At 64.3% G+C, this 16,258-nt stretch carries 13 protein-coding genes; 3 read left to right on the top strand and 10 right to left on the bottom strand.

Annotated elements, in window-relative coordinates; genetic code table 11:
- Positions 1-48 precede the first annotated feature (48 nt).
- From R2823_01145 to R2823_01115, 7 genes are all read right to left on the bottom strand, one after another.
- The gene (locus R2823_01145) at positions 49-1,743 is read right to left on the bottom strand and encodes a DUF389 domain-containing protein (protein ID MEZ5174798.1); all 1,695 of its coding nucleotides are present in this window, start codon (positions 1,741-1,743) and stop codon (positions 49-51) included.
- Between the two features lie 45 nt (positions 1,744-1,788).
- The gene (locus tag R2823_01140) at positions 1,789-2,037 is read right to left on the bottom strand and encodes a LapA family protein (GenBank protein ID MEZ5174797.1); all 249 of its coding nucleotides are present in this window, start codon (positions 2,035-2,037) and stop codon (positions 1,789-1,791) included.
- A gap of 52 nt (positions 2,038-2,089) precedes the next feature.
- Positions 2,090-3,283 (bottom strand): peptidoglycan DD-metalloendopeptidase family protein, encoded by a 1,194-nt coding sequence (locus tag R2823_01135; protein MEZ5174796.1) that lies wholly within the window; start codon positions 3,281-3,283, stop codon positions 2,090-2,092.
- Between the two features lie 132 nt (positions 3,284-3,415).
- The gene (locus R2823_01130) at positions 3,416-6,838 is read right to left on the bottom strand and encodes a vitamin B12-dependent ribonucleotide reductase (GenBank protein ID MEZ5174795.1); all 3,423 of its coding nucleotides are present in this window, start codon (positions 6,836-6,838) and stop codon (positions 3,416-3,418) included.
- A 315-nt stretch (positions 6,839-7,153) separates the two neighbouring features.
- Positions 7,154-8,554 carry an MFS transporter gene (locus R2823_01125; GenBank protein MEZ5174794.1) on the bottom strand — a complete coding sequence of 467 codons (1,401 nt, stop codon included), beginning with the start codon at positions 8,552-8,554 and terminating at the stop codon, positions 7,154-7,156.
- 164 nt (positions 8,555-8,718) lie between these two features.
- Positions 8,719-9,015, bottom strand: coding sequence for a hypothetical protein (locus tag R2823_01120; protein ID MEZ5174793.1), 297 nt, complete (start codon positions 9,013-9,015; stop codon positions 8,719-8,721).
- Positions 9,015-9,578: a hypothetical protein gene (locus R2823_01115; protein MEZ5174792.1), complete on the bottom strand. Its 564-nt coding sequence runs from the start codon at positions 9,576-9,578 to the stop codon at positions 9,015-9,017. Before R2823_01115 ends, R2823_01120 begins: the two co-directional genes overlap by 1 nt.
- Before the next feature lie 85 nt (positions 9,579-9,663).
- Between R2823_01115 and R2823_01110 the strand changes: the two genes are divergently transcribed.
- The 3 genes from R2823_01110 to R2823_01100 all read left to right on the top strand — a co-directional run bounded on the left by R2823_01110 (position 9,664) and on the right by R2823_01100 (position 13,162).
- The gene (locus R2823_01110; protein MEZ5174791.1) at positions 9,664-11,487 is read left to right on the top strand and encodes an AMP-binding protein; all 1,824 of its coding nucleotides are present in this window, start codon (positions 9,664-9,666) and stop codon (positions 11,485-11,487) included.
- Positions 11,484-12,194, top strand: coding sequence for a type 1 glutamine amidotransferase (locus tag R2823_01105; protein MEZ5174790.1), 711 nt, complete (start codon positions 11,484-11,486; stop codon positions 12,192-12,194). The genes R2823_01110 and R2823_01105 overlap by 4 nt, the downstream gene beginning before the upstream one ends.
- 71 nt (positions 12,195-12,265) lie before the next feature.
- A complete protein-coding gene (locus R2823_01100; GenBank protein ID MEZ5174789.1) occupies positions 12,266-13,162 on the top strand; it encodes a Clp1/GlmU family protein in 897 nt (298 codons plus the stop codon).
- Here R2823_01100 and R2823_01095 read toward each other — a convergent pair whose 3' ends face one another.
- The 3 genes from R2823_01095 to R2823_01085 all read right to left on the bottom strand — a co-directional run bounded on the left by R2823_01095 (position 13,163) and on the right by R2823_01085 (position 16,258).
- Positions 13,163-13,711, bottom strand: a complete 549-nt coding sequence (locus R2823_01095) for a hypothetical protein (protein ID MEZ5174788.1) — start codon at positions 13,709-13,711, stop codon at positions 13,163-13,165.
- A gap of 394 nt (positions 13,712-14,105) precedes the next feature.
- Positions 14,106-15,353 (bottom strand): glycosyltransferase, encoded by a 1,248-nt coding sequence (locus R2823_01090; GenBank protein ID MEZ5174787.1) that lies wholly within the window; start codon positions 15,351-15,353, stop codon positions 14,106-14,108.
- A complete protein-coding gene (locus R2823_01085; protein ID MEZ5174786.1) occupies positions 15,350-16,258 on the bottom strand; it encodes a GNAT family N-acetyltransferase in 909 nt (302 codons plus the stop codon). The genes R2823_01090 and R2823_01085 overlap by 4 nt, the downstream gene beginning before the upstream one ends.

The raw sequence follows: 16,258 nt of genomic DNA, 5'->3' as shown, positions 1-16,258 counted from the left end.
GGCGGCGAGGCCATCTCCGTCACCGGCGCATCGCCGGCCGCGCCCGACCTATGGTTCTGTGGGGTCCGACTCGGGCGTGAAGTCGATCTGTTCTTCGATCCAGCGCACGACGGCGCCCATCGAGCGCCCCACCCTGTCCGAGACGATTTCCGAGAGGCGGTCGGTTGGCGGGGGCACGACCCAGCCGATCAACTGAACGGTTACGACATCGCCGTTCACCTCGATTGCGTTGATGCGAAGCGGTGTTACCTCGTCACCGGGGAACTCCTCTGAGAGCCATTCGCTGACGGCCGCCGAAGCGTTCCTTGTGTCATTCGACGCCGTGAAGATCTTCCGCGCGGTGAGGGCAAGCGGGATCGAGATGAGGATGACGCCGAGCACGACAAGGGCGAAGCTTGTTCGAATACGATCGCGGCGGTAGTGGAGTCTGCTCCAAGAGCCGTAACCGACGATCAGGAACACAAGACCAGCCATCAGGATGATGGCGAACAGGTTGGTCAGGAACAGCAGGGATGCTCCAGCGGCCTGGTTGAGGTCCTCGGCGTGGAGGGTGATACCGATGACCGCTAGCGGCGGTACGAGGGCGATTGCCACGGCGACACCTGGCAACGCGTCCGAGGTCTCCGCTTTCGAGACGCCGTAGGCACCTGCGATACCTGCTGCGACGGCGATGGCGAGGTCGAGCAGGCTCGGTGCGGTTCGGGATACGACCTGGCTGTTCTCGACGACCTCTGCGAGGTTCGGGATGAGGGCACTGAGTGCCCACGCGAGCGCGACGGCACCGATGGCGCCACCGGCAACGACGGCACTTGAGTCCATGGCGGCACGGGAGCGCCCGTTGATCAACCCCGCCGAAACACCGAGGATCGGGGTCATCAACGGCGCGATGAGCATGGCGCCGATGACGACCGCGGTCGAGTCCACGGCGATACCGAATGTCGCGATGGTCGTCGCAAGCGCCATCAGGACGGCGAAGCGGGTGATGCGCTGCTTTGGGTCGATCCGACGAATGAACACGATGTCGTCGATGCGGTGGACATCCTCTTCCGGGAGGTCTCGACTCGACAAGATGTATGCGACGATGGCGTAGGTGTCCCCCGGGTCGATCGGAAGGTCGTCGGTCCGTCTCGACACGACATACCAGACACCCAGGACGGCGCGCACGATGAGGAGAAGGGCCCCTCCAATGACAGCGACCGGGACCGCGGCGGACGGAATCAACAGGACGAGGCCGCTCATTGCGATCAGAATGAGGCCCCGAACGAAAACCCACATGTTGGTGCCTCGCTGGTTGCGACGCCACAGACCCGACCAAGTGTCGATGACCCCGCGCAGCAGGATCACGGCTCCGAGAATGAGTCCGACGACTCGCCGCGTTTCATCTGGCCAGATCCAGATCGCTACGCCGGCACCGATGGCCACCGCGGGTTGGATGTATCGATCGAGCCGATCCCCATTGCGAACGCTGGAGACGGCCTCGATCGTCCCGAACAGGATCAGGAGGATCGCCACGATCTCCTCCAACCGCAAGGTGTTGTTGGGATCGAGGGCGATGGCGAAGACGATGACGACCCCGAGGAGCCCCGTGAAAAGGACCTTTCCGAGCCCTTTCGTGGTGTCGGACCGTGCGGCGGCGTCCGGTTCGGTTGGGGTCTCGGGAGTGGGTGGCGCTACGGGTTCGAGTTCACCGGTGATCTCCTCTGGGCCCGGCAGCGCATCGGCGGTGCGGTCGTTGTCTCCCACGGCCGCCATCCTATCGGCGGCCCGACCAGCCGCGCGGACGCGCTGCTACTTGTTGCGCTGGGAGCGGCGTCGGAGGGCAGGGATCGACCAGCCGAGGAGTGCTCCGAGGGCGCCGGAGATGAGGATCACCGCCCACATCGGCATCCGGGTGTCGAGCCACAGGAAGTTGACTTCGGTGGTGTGGTTGTTCGAGAAGATGAAGATGACGAGAACGAGGCCGATGATCCCAGAGATGATGAGGCCGATCGGCGGAGCAGTGCGCCCTGCGCCCTCCTGGTCTGGCCGATCGGTCACCTCATCCCCTCGTTCGCTAACCGGAGCCTAGACCAAACGAATCCCAGCTGTGTCAACACACCGCTCGGACGGTCGGGTAGGGATTCACCGCAGCTCCGCCACCGGGGTGGAGCTGGAAATGCAGATGGGGTGAGCCCGCATTCCCCGAGGATCCCATGTAGCCGATGACCTGGCCCTTGGTGACGCGCTGCCCGTCGACAAGTCCGTCGGGGTACCCCTGGAGGTGGGCGTAGTAGTAGCGGTACCCCGCGTCGTCGTAGAGGTACACGACGATACCCCCGAGGTTGACGACCTTCTTTTTGATGGATCCGTCCTGGACCGCGACGAGCGGATGGCCGTAGCCCGTCGACGAGTACATGTCGGTGCCCTTGTGTGTTCTGGTCCCGCCCGAGCGCGGATAGCCCCATGAGTTGATGAAGGTGGATCCTCCCTGGACGGGACAGACGAATCCCGGGATGGCATCGGGTGGGAGCCCTGCAGCGGCACCGTTGGCTGCGGTGTGGGCCGCGGCTGCCTGTTCGGCCTTGCGCTTGGCCTCGGCGATATCGAACTGGCGCTGTTCCTCACGGACTTCGTCGATCGCTTCGCGAACATCGGCGCTGGCGTCGGCATACGCGGCGTCGGCTTCGGCATACAAGACCTGGACCTCGCCAAGCTTCCTCTCGGCTTCGGCTTCGAGGACGAGCGCCTCCGCTTCCTGGTCGGAGAGGTTGATCTTGAGACGCTCGACCTCGCGGTTCACCGCGGCGAGCTGATCGAGGTCGGAAAGTCCCCGAACGGTTGCCTCGTCGAGGAGGATCTGCGAGATGAGAATGTCTTGGATCGACGCCAGCGAGAACGCCGTTTCGACTCCTCCGTTCCCACCATTGGTGTAGGTGTCGATGATGAGGGATTGCGCCCGGTTCTCGGCAGCCGCGGCCTCGGTTTCATGGAATCGGATCTGGCGTTCGAGTTTGTCGATGCGGACCGTGAGGTCTTCGCGCTGGGCGTTGATGTCGGTGAACTCGGCGATCGCGACATCGAGTGCATCCTTGGCGGTCTCCCAGCGTGCGAACGCCTCCGTCTTGCGCGCTTCGGCCCTGCGGAGCTCCGCCTCGGCCCGATCGACATCGGACTTGGTCTGAGCCGAAGCAGCGGCGGGGAGACCGAAGACGGCCATTGCGACGAGGACGGCGGCAACGAGCTTTCTTCGTAATGATTGCCCAGGAATGCTTTGCCTCCGCCCGAGTCCGGGTGCTTGGTGCATTCCCGAACCCTAGGCGCGGAATCCCTGTATGCGTGGACGATCCCGCCCCGCGAAGTCAACGGTATCCGATCGACTGTGCCTCACCGAGGCCGCGTCCGGGGTTGGGTACCCCGAGAACACCCCTGCCCGGCGTCAGCTACAGCCCTTCGAATCGCCGCAGTTGAGGCACCGGTAGCACGAGCCGTTCCGCACCGTGATGTGGCCACAGGTGTCGCACAACGGAGCGTCTCCCATCTTGTCGGCGAGCAGTGCCTGGACACCGGCTGTCTGGACGGCACCGGCCGCCATCGCCGCGGCATCGGCCGTCGTCGTCGCTGGCTGTCGAGCAAGCTGCGATCCGTTGGAGGTGCTGGGCACCTGATCGGAATCGGTGAACCGCGCTGCCCGCACCTGTGCATCGATGTCGGACTCCATGGCGGCATCGGTCAGGTCGAGCTGGAACCCGGCGTCGACCGCCATGCCCGAGGGCGGCTCCGGAAGCTCACCGGAGCGATCCGGTGGAACCTGCGCGAGTTCGTCGCGGTGGAGGTACTCGACACCCAACGCGCGGAAGACATAGTCGACGATCGAGTTGGCCATCTTGATGTTGGGGTGGCCCTCCACCATGCCCCGCGGCTCGAAGGTCTGGAAGGTGAAGGTGTCCACATACTCCTCGAGGGGCACGCCGTATTGGAGGCCCTTGCTGACGGCGATCGCGAAACAGCTGAGGATGCCCCGCAGCGTCGCGCCCTCCTTGGCGAGATCGACGAAAACCTCCCCGAGCGTGCCGTCCTCGTACTCGCCGGTCCGAAGGAACACTTTGTGGCCGCCCACTCTCGCCTCTTGCGTGAAACCCGATCTGCGGGCGGGGAGCAGGAACCTCGGGCGTGGCACCGAGTCATACGCCTGGGTGGGTGAAATGCCCGGTTGGAACAACCCAGCGAAGATGTCGACCTCACGGTCGATCGCGTCGGAGATCTCCGGTGGCTCGTCGTCACCGGTGCCCTCGTCCGAGGTTGCCGACAGCGGCTGGGAGGCCTTCGAACCGTCCCGGTACAGAGCCATCGCCTTGAGGCCGAGCTTCCACGACAGCTCGTACGACTCCTCGATGTCGTCGATGGTGGCTTCGTTCGGCATGTTGATGGTTTTGGAGATCGCACCGGTGATGAACGGTTGGGCCGCCGCCATCATCCGGATGTGGCCCTTGTGATGGATGAACCGCTCGCCATGTCTCCCGTTCCGGTTGGCGGTGTCGAAGATGACGAGATGCTCGTCCTTGAGCCCGGGCGCGCCCTCGATGGTCTGCCTCCCACAGACGATGTCGTTCGCCTCGCTGATCTCGTCTTGCGTGAAGCCGAGCGCCTTGAGCATGTTGAACCCGAGTCCGTTGTACTCGTCTGGCGTGAAACCGAGCCGGTGCATCGTGTCTTCACCGAGGGTCCATTGGTTGAAGGCGAACCCGAGCTCGAACACGCCGGGCAGGGTCTTTTCGATCTTCGCGATGTCGGTCTTGGAGAACCCGCGGGCGAGGAGCGTTCTCGTGTTGATGTGTGGAGAGGTCTCGAGGGTCATCGTGCCGACGACATAGTCGATGATGCTTGCGATCTCGGTGTCGGAGTACCCGAGCTTGGCGAGCGCCGGACGGATCGATTGGTTCGCGATCTTGAAGTAGCCCCCACCAGCGAGTTTCTTGAACTTGACCAACGCAAAGTCGGGTTCGACACCGGTCGTGTCGCAATCCATCAACAGGCCGATCGTGCCGGTTGGTGCGAGGACGGTCGTCTGCGCGTTCCGGTATCCGTGAACACGGCCCAGTTCGTACGCCGTGTCCCATGCGTCGTGGGCCATGTCGAGCATCGCCACAGGGCACAGCCGTTGGTCGATGCCGACCACGGTGTGGCTGATCCGGTCGTACTCGAACTGCTCGGCTCCATACGCGGCGCGTCGGTGGTTCTGGATCACCCTCGTCATCGCGGCGTCGTTCTCCTCGTACCGGGGGAAGGCACCAACGACGCTTGCCATTTCGGCCGACGCGGCATACGCGTAGCCGGTGAGGATTGCGGTCAGCGCACCCGCGATTGCCCTGCCCTGATCGGAGTCGTAGGCAATGCCCATCCGTATCAGGACGGAGCCGAGGTTGGCGTAGCCGAGGCCGAGGGTCCGATAGTCGTAGGAACCTCGTGCGATCTCTTTCGACGGGAAGTGGGCCATGGTGACGGAGATCTCGAGTACAACGGTCCACAGGCGGATTGCGTAGCGGTAGTCGTCGAGGCCGAACTCGCCCGACGCGTCGTCGTAGAACTTCCCGAGGTTCAACGACGCGAGGTTGCATGCGGTGTTGTCGAGGAACATGTACTCCGAGCAGGGATTCGACGCCCTGATCTCGCCGCCTGCGGGGGAGGTGTGCCACTCGTTGATGGTTGTGTGGAACTGAACCCCGGGGTCCGCCGATGCCCATGCGGCTTCTGCGATCTGACGCCACAGGTCCCTTGCTCTGACGGTACGCATTGTCTCGCCATCCGTGCGTCGGGTGAGGTGCCAGTCCCCGTCGTTGTTCACGGCCTCGAGGAAGTCGTTGGTCATCCGTATCGAGTTGTTCGAGTTCTGGCCCGACACGGTGGCGTATGCCTCGCCGTTGAAGTCCGCGGGATAGCCAGCAGCGATCAGTGCCTTGACCTTCTGCTCTTCGTTGGCCTTCCAAGCGACAAAGGTCTCGATATCCGGATGGTCGACATCGAGAATTACCATCTTCGCGGCGCGCCGCGTCGTTCCGCCGGACTTGATGGCGCCTGCCGCCCTGTCGCCGACCTTGAGGAACGACATCAGCCCGGACGACTTGCCACCACCCGAAAGCGGTTCGCCTTCGGCCCGCAGGCTTGAGAAGTTCGAGCCGGTGCCGGAACCGAACTTGAACAGCCGCGCCTCGCGCACCCACAGATCCATGATGCCACCGGGATTCACGAGATCATCTTCGACGGACTGGATGAAGCAGGCGTGCGGTGCGGGGCGGCTGTACGAATCCTTCGATGGTGTGATGGCATCGGTCTCGGGATCGACGAACCAGAAGCCCTGTTCGGGTCCCGTGATGCCGTAGCGATGATGCAGACCCGTGTTGAACCATTGGGGGGAGTTGGGCGCTGCCATCTGGTGCAGCAGCATGTATGCAAGTTCGTCCTCGAAGACCTGCGCGTCGTTGGGCGAGTCGAAATAGCCGTGTTCCTCACCCCACCAGCGCCAGGTGGCGGTGAGACGATCGACGACCTGGCGTGCCGACCGTTCGGGGCCGAGGACCGGATCACCGTTGTCGTCGAGAATGGCATTGCCGTCGTCGTCGACCTGGGGAACCCCCGCCTTACGGAAGTACTTCGACACCATGATGTCGGCGGCGACCTGCGACCATCCCGACGGAATCTCGGCACCCTTCATCTCGAACACAACCGATCCGTCGGGGTTGGTGATCCGGGAGTCTCGTTTGGACCATGTGACCGTGTCGTAGGGGCTGATGCCCTCGGTGGTGAAACGACGCTCGATCTTGAGGCCCTGTGCCATGGATTGTTGCTCCTCGACGGGGGTCACCCGAGGGGTGGCCCTTCTTCCTACTTTGTCCACAAACTTGTCCACACCCACAACATATGGTGTCCCGAAACCCGGGAGACCCCCAAGATGTTGGGTAGGGTTGCACGAGTGTAATTACAAAGTTGTTGGTCGTCAACTATGGTCCGCAGTGCGGGCGAAACGCCCACACGACGGGGGAAGTGTGGTAGTTGTACCGTCCCCGTCGACCCCATCGCAAGGTCATGCGCTTGGCAGTTTTCGCGTTTCGGTGATTGTTTCGCGAGAAGTCCCCTCCCGCATGGCGCGATGTCCCCCGCGGGGAGGAGAGGAGAACCCTCAGCCGCGCGCTCGGAGGGTTGCGCGCACCGCAGCGATGTCGTCTGGTGCGCTGTGGGCAGCCTTCCAATAGCACCACCCGGTCGGGAGGAAGAAGACCTGGAAGAGCGAAAGGCTGAGGGCGAGGTCGAGCGGAGGGGGGAGACTGCGTTGCAGTGTCTCGGCGGTCGCCGTCGTCAGGCCGGTGCCGATCCCGCGACCAACGCCGTTGACGAAGTTCCCGACACCGAACACGGTGCCGCGGTGCTCGGGCAGGTTCACATCTGAGATGAGGGCGAACCAGTTGGGGGAGTCGGCTGAGGTGAGCGCAAGGGCGACCAGGGCCGAAACGAAGGCGGCGGCGACCCACGGATTCGTGAACAGCTCGATGACCACCTCACCGATGGCTGTGCTCGTCGAAGCCCCGTCGGTGACATCGAGCCCGTTGAGCGGAATCCAGAAGAAGATGAGGAAGAACGGGACCGCTCCGAGGATCCCGATCGCCGAGACATAGGCTCGCCCGCCGAGGTTGCGACGCTGCCACCGGTCACCGATGTGGCCCGCGAGGATCGAGAACAACGCCCCTACGGTGAACATCGCCGCGAACAGCCCCCCGACGCGCTGGCCGGTTTCCGCGCTGTATCCCTGCGCGATGACCTTCTCCTGGTACAGCAGGGGCACCCAGATGAGTGACCCGTACGCGATCTGCGCCGTGAGGCCCTGGAGGACCAACCATCGGTTCGTCCTGATGCGGGCGACATCGCGAACCTGATCTGCCGAGATCGTGTGGTCGTAGGTCCCGCCCTGTGCGTGGAGGTGTTGGAGTTCCGGTTCACGGAAGCCGCGGGGTGGCTCGAACGAGAACAGGTACAGGGCGGCGAACACGAGGCCAGCGGCCGAGATCGCGAGGAACGGTGGCGTGTGGTCCCCTGCACCGGCCTGGCTCGCCAGCAGGCTGCCTGCGAGGGTTCCGATGCCCTGGGACAGGCCCCAGAAGGACATGGCGAGCCCGCGTCGCTTGGGGGCAACGAAGTCCGCGATCACCGAGAATCCCACCGACGCGATCGAGCCGAGTCCGATCCCAGCGACGGCCTGAAGACCGAACAGCGCGCCGAACGCCTCGGTAAGCCCTGAGCCTGCCATCGCCACGACCCAGATCAGGGTTCCCCACAAGAGGAGCCGCTTGCGCGTCCGAGAGTCCGCGAGGTATCCCCAACCGACCGCGGTGATCGCGGTGACGAAGATCTGTGTCGCCGTGAGCAACCCGATCGCTGCGGTCCCAACCCCGAATGTCTCCTCGAGTTCTGGCACCATCGACGGGATGAGGGCGATCGCTGCATTGTCGAGCGACGCCAGAACCACGAAGACCACGATCGTGTACCCGATGTGGAATCGCGAACCGCGCCAAACCGGTTCCGTCATCGCTCCCTGCTCACCGAACGCCCCGGTGGTTGGCGCTCCGCACCGGCGAATGACGGGCGCATCAGGACAACTCGTCGAGGCCGAAGAAGCCACGAGGTACGGTCGGCGGCGTCCTGAACGCGGCGTACCTCATGGGACGGGGCGCACGGCCAGCGTCGTGAGACCTATGAGCTCGGGGTGTCGTCGCCACCATCGGCGGGCGATGGCATCCCCGCTTCTGCGACCGGTTCGCGTTCCGCGCCCTGGTCGGCGGCGGTCATCGGCACCTCGTCACGGTCGGTGTCAGCTTTGCCGAACGGCGCCCATGCCGCCAACGCGATACCCAGTACGATGCCTGCGAGGGGCAGGATCCACATGAGCGGTGACGCGAGCTCGATCACTCCCCACAGCCACAGGGTTGGCCCGAGGAACAGACCGAACAGGAATCCGCATATCACACCGAGAACAGGTCTGCCCTTCATCACTTGCCCTTCTTCTTGATTCCGGCTGCGACCGTTCCGGCGCCGGCTGCAGCGGTGAGTCCGGTCGCTACGGCTGCCGCCGCTCCTGGACTGCCTTCGATCGTCGCGTTGAAGGCGACGGTGCACACCTGTCCGCGCTGGGTGTGTGTGGCAGTGACCTTGATCGGGCCCGTTCCTCGAGGGATCCAGCCCGGAACCTCGTAGGTGTAGGTCCCGGCCTTCTCGGTCAGCTTCGTCTCGCCGGGAGGATCGGGCCAGCTGACGATCGCGAAGCTCACACCCATGTCGAGTTCGAGGGACACCGATCCGGAGAATGCTTCCTCTTCGGGCGGTTCCGACAGGTGCGTTGAGCCCGTGTAGTCGACATCGCCCTCCGGCGGCACCTCGACAACCGTACTCAACGGTGTCGACTCGGTGACCGTGACCCCGTTCTCGAACGTGGCGCTTCCCGTGCACGGGCCCTGGATCACCTCGGCGCTCGCAGGGGCGGCAAGCACCCCCACCGTGAGCAACACGGTCCCCGCAAGAATGCCCATTGCCTGCCATCGTCTTCGTCCGTGCATCAGTTTCGCCTCCCGCGTTTCCCCCACACTACGCGATGGCGAACGCGACATGCGATCATTCCCCGCGGGAGTAGCCTCACTGTCGATGGGCAATCCCGCCGACGACGCACCGGTCTGCTGGCGACCGAACGCGGAGACCTCCCGACGCGCCCAACTCACCGGGCTCATGACCCAAGTCGGTGTCGACACCTTCGAGAATCTCCACCGATGGTCCGTCGAGGAGCCCGATGCCTTCTGGCAGGTTGCAATCGACGACCTCGATATCGAATTCGCCACATCTCCTGCGGCGATCCGCGGGTCGAGTGATGTGACGAACCCTGAGTGGTTTCCCGGCGCCGAGCTCAACATTGTCTCATCGTGCCTCGACCACGATGAGCGGGCCACGGCCGTCATCAGCGTCGAATCGGGCCGGATGCTGCGTGTGACGGTCGGGGAGCTGAGATCGCTCGTCGGCGAATTCGCCGCAGGGTTCTCCGCTGCGGGGTTCGAGCCGGGTGACCGCGTCGCCATAGCGATGCCGATGAACTTGCATGCGGTTGTTGCGTACCTCGGCATCGTTGCGGCGGGTGGCGTGGTCGTGTCGATCGCGGATTCCTTCGCCGCCGACGAGATCCGGATGCGGCTCGGCATCACCGATCCCGTCGCCATCGTGACCCAGGACGAGGCGCACCGTCTCGGGCGAACACTCCCCATGTACCGCAAGTGCGTCGACGCCGGTGGACCACCGGCGATCGTCGTGCCGACCGGGGCGTCGATCGACCTCCGGCCCGACGATTGCTTGTGGGACGACTTCGTCGTACGGAACGCGGCGTTCCAGTCGATCGCAATGGCTCCCGGCGCTCATACGAACATCTTGTTCTCGTCGGGGACCACCGGTGAGCCGAAGGCCATTCCGTGGACACACACCACTCCGATCAAGGCAGCCATGGACGGCCGGTACCACCACGACATCCACGCCGGGGATGTCGTCGCATGGCCAACGAACCTCGGTTGGATGATGGGTCCGTGGCTCATCTATGCCGCCCTCTTGAATCGAGCGGCGCTTGCGCTGTACGAGGATGCGCCGACCACGCGGGGGTTCGTCGAGTTCGTCGAGGCCGCAGGCGTCACAATGCTCGGCGTTGTTCCATCCATCGTCGCGTCGTGGCGTTCCAATGGCACCCTGGAACCGGGTGACTGGACCACGGTCCGGGTGTTGTCGTCGACGGGGGAAGCGTCGAGTCCGGACGATTACGCATGGCTCATGGCAACGGCCGGAGGCGTGCCCGTGATCGAGTACTGCGGAGGCACCGAGATCGGAGGTGGTTACCTCGCGGGCACCGTGTTGCACGACGCGGTCCCGTCACGGTTCACGACACCAGCACTCGGGTTGGATCTCGTGATCCTCGACGACGAAGGCCACCCGGCCGATGTCGGCGAGGTCTTCCTCGTTCCCCCGTCGATCGGCCTGTCGACCGAGCTGTTGAACCGGGACCATCGTCGCGAGTACTACGAACGAGTCCCAACGAGCGACCGGGTTCTGCGACGGCACGGGGATCAGATCCGCCGGTTCCCGGACGGGACGATGCAAGCCCTCGGGCGGGTCGATGACACGATGAACCTCGGCGGAATCAAAGTGTCGTCAGCAGAATTGGAGTCAGCCGTCGGTGATCTCCCCGGCGTCGAGGAGCTTGCCGCGATCGCAAGCCCACCACCGGGTGGCGGACCGGACCGCCTTGTCCTGTTCGTGGTGCCGGCGCAGGATGCCAGCATCGATCTCCCCCGACTCACCGCACAAATCCAAGGATCGATCCGCGCCCGACTCAATCCCCTGTTTCGCGTGCACGATGTCGTCCTCATCGAAGTGCTGCCCCGGACCGCGAGCCACAAAATCATGCGCCGTACGCTGCGGGAGGAATACACCAAATGAGAATCCTCGGACTCGTCAACGATCCGTTGGACCCGCCAGGGCGACTCGCTGATGTTGCCCGCGAGCACGGCCACGAGCTGATCCTCGTCGATCTTTGGGACGGGGCGGCGATCCCGGATCGGAACGCGTTCGACGCCGTTGTGGCCCTCGGCGGGGCGATGGGCGCCTACGAAACGGAGAAGTATCCGTATCTGGTCGATGAGAAGGAGTTTCTTGCCTCGGTCGTCCACGAGGGCGTCCCGACACTCGGAATCTGTCTCGGGAGTCAGATGCTCGCGGACGCCCTCGGGGGGAAGGCCTATCTCGCCGACCGGCCTGAGGTGAGCTTTGAACGGCTCATATTGCTCGTCGACGACGATCCGGTCGTCACCGCGCTCGGTTCGGGACGCGTCGCGCTCTTCCACCAGGACACATGGACCCTCCCTCCCGGGGCACGCCTCATGAGCGCAAACGAGTACAACCATGTGTTCCGATTCGGCTCTGCGCTCGGGGTGCAGCCTCATCCGGAGCTCACGATCGACGATCTGAACCTCTGGGTCGCCCAGCCGGTGACGACCGAGTTCATGGATCGGGCAGGAGCGGATCTTGAACTTGTTGCGACGATCACGGCCGCCGAATCTGAGATGGCTGCTGTGGCATCGAGGTTCTTCTCGGCATGGTTTGTCGAGGCTGAGGCACGGATAGCTGCGATGACATCCACAGCCTGACCAGCGACATCGCTGCGATGTCCAGCGAGACACCGGCCGTAGACTCGCCGCTGACGCCAGGAGGCCGGTTCGTGGACATCGCAGCCGAAACAACCGCACATGACGGGTTGCGCGTACGGATGCGGGAGCTCGTCGGTGTTGTCCTCGTGATCGGTGACGCAGACACCGGCAAGACAAGCCTTGCGAAGCTGATGATCCGCGAAGCGATCCAAGCTGGGCGGTCTGTCGCGTTCATCGACGCCGATGTCGCAGCCGCCACGGTGGGCCCCCCTGCCTGTGTCGGTCTCAAGTTCGTGTCGACCGTCGACGACCTCAGCGAGATGCATGTTCCGGACGCTCTGCGATTCGTCGGATCGATCGAACCGAACGGTGTCGTCCTCCCCGATGTGGTTGCGGTCGCTTCTCTTGTCGCGACCGCCCGCCAATCCGCGGAGCTCGTGATCGTCGATACATCCCGCGTGATCTCGGGCGTGGTCGGTCAAACACTCAAGTATCACCTCGCCGAAATCACCGAACCCAGTCTCGTCGTTGCCATCCAACGCGGCAGCGAACTCGATCCGGCCATCGGCATGCTGCGGCGCTTCTTGTCGGTGAGAATCGCTGAGGTGCCACCGCCTTCCGATGTCGTTCCCCTGTCGCCAACGGAACGGGTCCAGGCGCGAGCTTCAGCGTTCCACCGGGAATTGGGCGACGAGCCGCCGCGCTGGCGGGTGCAGACGACGGTGTTCGCACCGACGCTTCCCACAGGATTCGATGTCAGCAGACTCGATTCGATGCTGGTGGGGGTCCAGGACGAGCACGGGGCCTGCCTCGGTCTCGGTGTCCTCGAGCAGCGTGACGGGACCGTGCGCGTCGCGACGCGCCACGGTGATGCGATGCGGGGGCTGCGTCTCGGATCGATCCGAGTCGATCTCGGCACCTTCGCAACGACGAGGGTGCGCCTGCGTGAACTGATCTTCGGCGTCTGATCATCCGAGATCGGCGGGTTGAACCTGACGATCCGCGCTCATGACGGCGAAGCCGGCATCGAGGTCATGGACCGTGAAGATCCGTCGCCCCGGTTGAATTGCCCGTTTCACCTCGCCGACGGCAAGCCCCCGCGCGCGCCAGTTGAGGGCAACCGCATCGAGCGCTTCGGTCGTCGCGACCGCGATCCCGTACAGGGCGTCGTTGCGCACCGGCGCTTCGATGACCTCGAGCACTGGGCCTGCCCGGAAGAACGCCGCCGGTCGCTCCCGTACCTGCATCCTGAGCCGTGGCACGAGACCCGCCTCGGCAAGCGTTCCGATCGCAGATTCGAGCGACGGGACGAGGAGCACAACATGGTCGATGACCCACCGGTCGACGAAGACTCCCTCATGGTGTGGCCGAGCCGGCACGGCGAGGCGCGGTGGGGTCGGGTCCCAGGTCCATTTGGGGTCACCGGTTGTCAGCGTGATGCCGTTGAGGAGCGGTTCGGATGGCCATCCGAAGCCGTCCCACGGGATCGGAAGTTCGAGACCGGTGATCCGTGCCACCTCAGCAGCGTACCGTTTCGGAACGGAGCCTTGGCGTCGGTCGACGGGGCACCGATCACGGTCCGGAGGTTCAGGAAAGGCCCGACGAACCCCGACATCTTGCCCCGCACTTCCCCGAACGAGGTGTTGTTGCCTTGGCACATCGGGCCTTTCGCTTGGCAATGTACGAACAATCGAATCCCGAATCAACCCTCTCGCGACGCTGCCAAACGAAGCGAATTCCTCCCTGTTTCAGCCCAACTGCGGCTACCTCGTGCGTTGCACCTATTCAAATGGCGTGGTTCTCCACATATCCACCACTATCCACAGGTCGTTGTGCACAAGATCCTGTGTGAAAGTCTCCTGACGGAACTTTTCGCGTTGCCGCCGGATGATGCCGGGGCATCCGGAGTGATCAACCCAGTGGTTCATCGCCGCCGGTGATGCCGTCGTAGAGTTCGAGCAGCCGCTTGGCGGTTGCGTCCCATGAGAAGCGCTGGGAGAAGGCCACGGCACCCTCCGAGAGACGGCGCGCAAACTCGTTGTGCTCGAGGATGGCCCGCATGGCAGCGGCGAACGCATCAGGGTTCGGGCGATCCACGAGGAGCCCACTTTCGCACGATGCGACGATGTACTGGAGGCCACCGGCGTTGGCGGCGACGACTGGGGTGCCGCACGCCTGCGCCTCGGCTGCGACCAGCCCGAACGACTCGGAACGGGACGGGACGATGACGAGATTCGCCGCCCGGTAGTAGTCGGCGAGGACATCGTGGGGGACCGGAGCGACTCTGCTGATGCCGTCGAGGACTCCTTCCCTTGTTGCGATCTTTCGGCAGGCCGCGACCTCGGCAGCGCCATCGGGGCCACTTGCCCCACCGACGATGATCATGCGAGGCGTACCGATCGAGGGGTCGAGTGTTGCGCGGAGGCGAGCGTACGCGTCGACGGCGACCGCCGTTCCCTTGTGTGGCTGGATTCTCCCTGCGTACAGGACAATGGGTTCACGGCCGAGGTCGAGACGGTTGCGGGCCATCGATCGTGAGCTCGGCCGGAACACGGCATGGTCCACCCCCGGGGGGCTCACGCAGAGGCGTTCGGGGCTTGCCCCGTAATGCTCAAGCAGGTCCTCGAATTCGTACGGAGTCGAAGCAATGACACAGTCCGCGTTCGCGATGACCTCTTCCTCGGTCAACAGGCGGGTCACACTCGACGGCGACTCGCCCGGTCGTCGCACGCGGTCCTTGACCCTGCCGAGCGTGTGGAACGAATTGGCGAGCGGTATGCCGTACACATTCTTGACTCGCACGCCGGTGCGACCAGAAAGCCAGTAGTGGCTGTGGACGAGGTCGAACTTGGCGCCAGCGCCGTCGATCCAGTCGATGACGCCCGCGGCAAATGCGGGGACATGCGCCTTCATGTCGCCGAGCGTCATCGTGCCCACAGGGCCGGCATCGATGTGGACGACTCGATAGCGGTCTGTCACCTCGACGACGGTCGGGTTGATGACCGAGGTTCGGCGCGTGAAGGTGGTCACGCTGATGCCTCGCCCGGCCATCGTCCTCGCCAACTGGTCGAGGTACACATTCATGCCCCCCGAGTCGCCCGATCCGGGCTGGACGAGGGGTGACGAGTGCATGGCCACATAAGCAACATCGGTGATCACAGCAGCACACCCTCGACGGCATACAGGGGGCGACGACGCGCGCCATGCCGGTACTTGTAGGTCTCATCGCCCTTGAGGAAGTCGACGACCGCTGCCCCACGCTCGATCTGGTATTCGATCAGCGTCGTGAACAGCACGACACCGGGGGACGCCGACAACGCCTCACGGTCGAGCGCCGAGTTGTAGTAGAAGTAGCCGTCGTCAGTCTCCCAACCGAAGGCGCCCGCGCGAGGCCTTCCATCACATTCCAACAAGTGAATCGTGGCGTCGGCCTCCTTGAGGAGTGCCTTGAAGAAGGACACCATGCGGTTGGTCATGAAGCTGCCCTTGTCGCCGTCAGCGCTGCGGTGCATCGAGCAGAACGCCGGAAGCAGATCGGAGCGGCCCTCCACGATGGTCGCCTCGCCGAACGCTTCGTCGAATCGCCGCCGTTTGCGGCGCACCTCATGGCGTTCCTTCTTGCCGATGCTCGCGAGCCACTGATCGAACGAGTCCGGAAGGTCCAACACGGCCGTGGCCGCGTGCTCGCTGATGGTGTGGGTGGCACCGATGCGCTTGAGCGCCTCGGTGACCACCGATACGGCTTCAGCGGGAAGAGAATCAAAGCGGAAGGTTCGACCCGGGCGATCAGCCAAGAGCTCCGTGAACAGTTCGAGCGCCTCGTCTCCGACCGGTGCGTGATAGTCGGTGAGGTTCCCCTCACCGACGAAGGTGATGTGGCCTTCGGCGGCGGCGACGGCAACACCAGAGTCGCCGCTGGCCGCGAGATGGAGTTCGGCTTCGGCGCTGCTGCGATGCTCCCACGCCGCGCTGAGAAACCCCCGAAACGGAAACGGGCCCGTCAGCGGGGCCGCCGGTGTACCGGTGCGCGGAAACGAAGACCACGGGTCGTGCCAAGCCGGCAT

The organism is Acidimicrobiia bacterium, from assembly GCA_041393965.1.
GTDB lineage: Bacteria > Actinomycetota > Acidimicrobiia > Spongiisociales > UBA5794 > UBA5794.
This window is presented reverse-complemented; position numbering and strand designations above follow the sequence as displayed.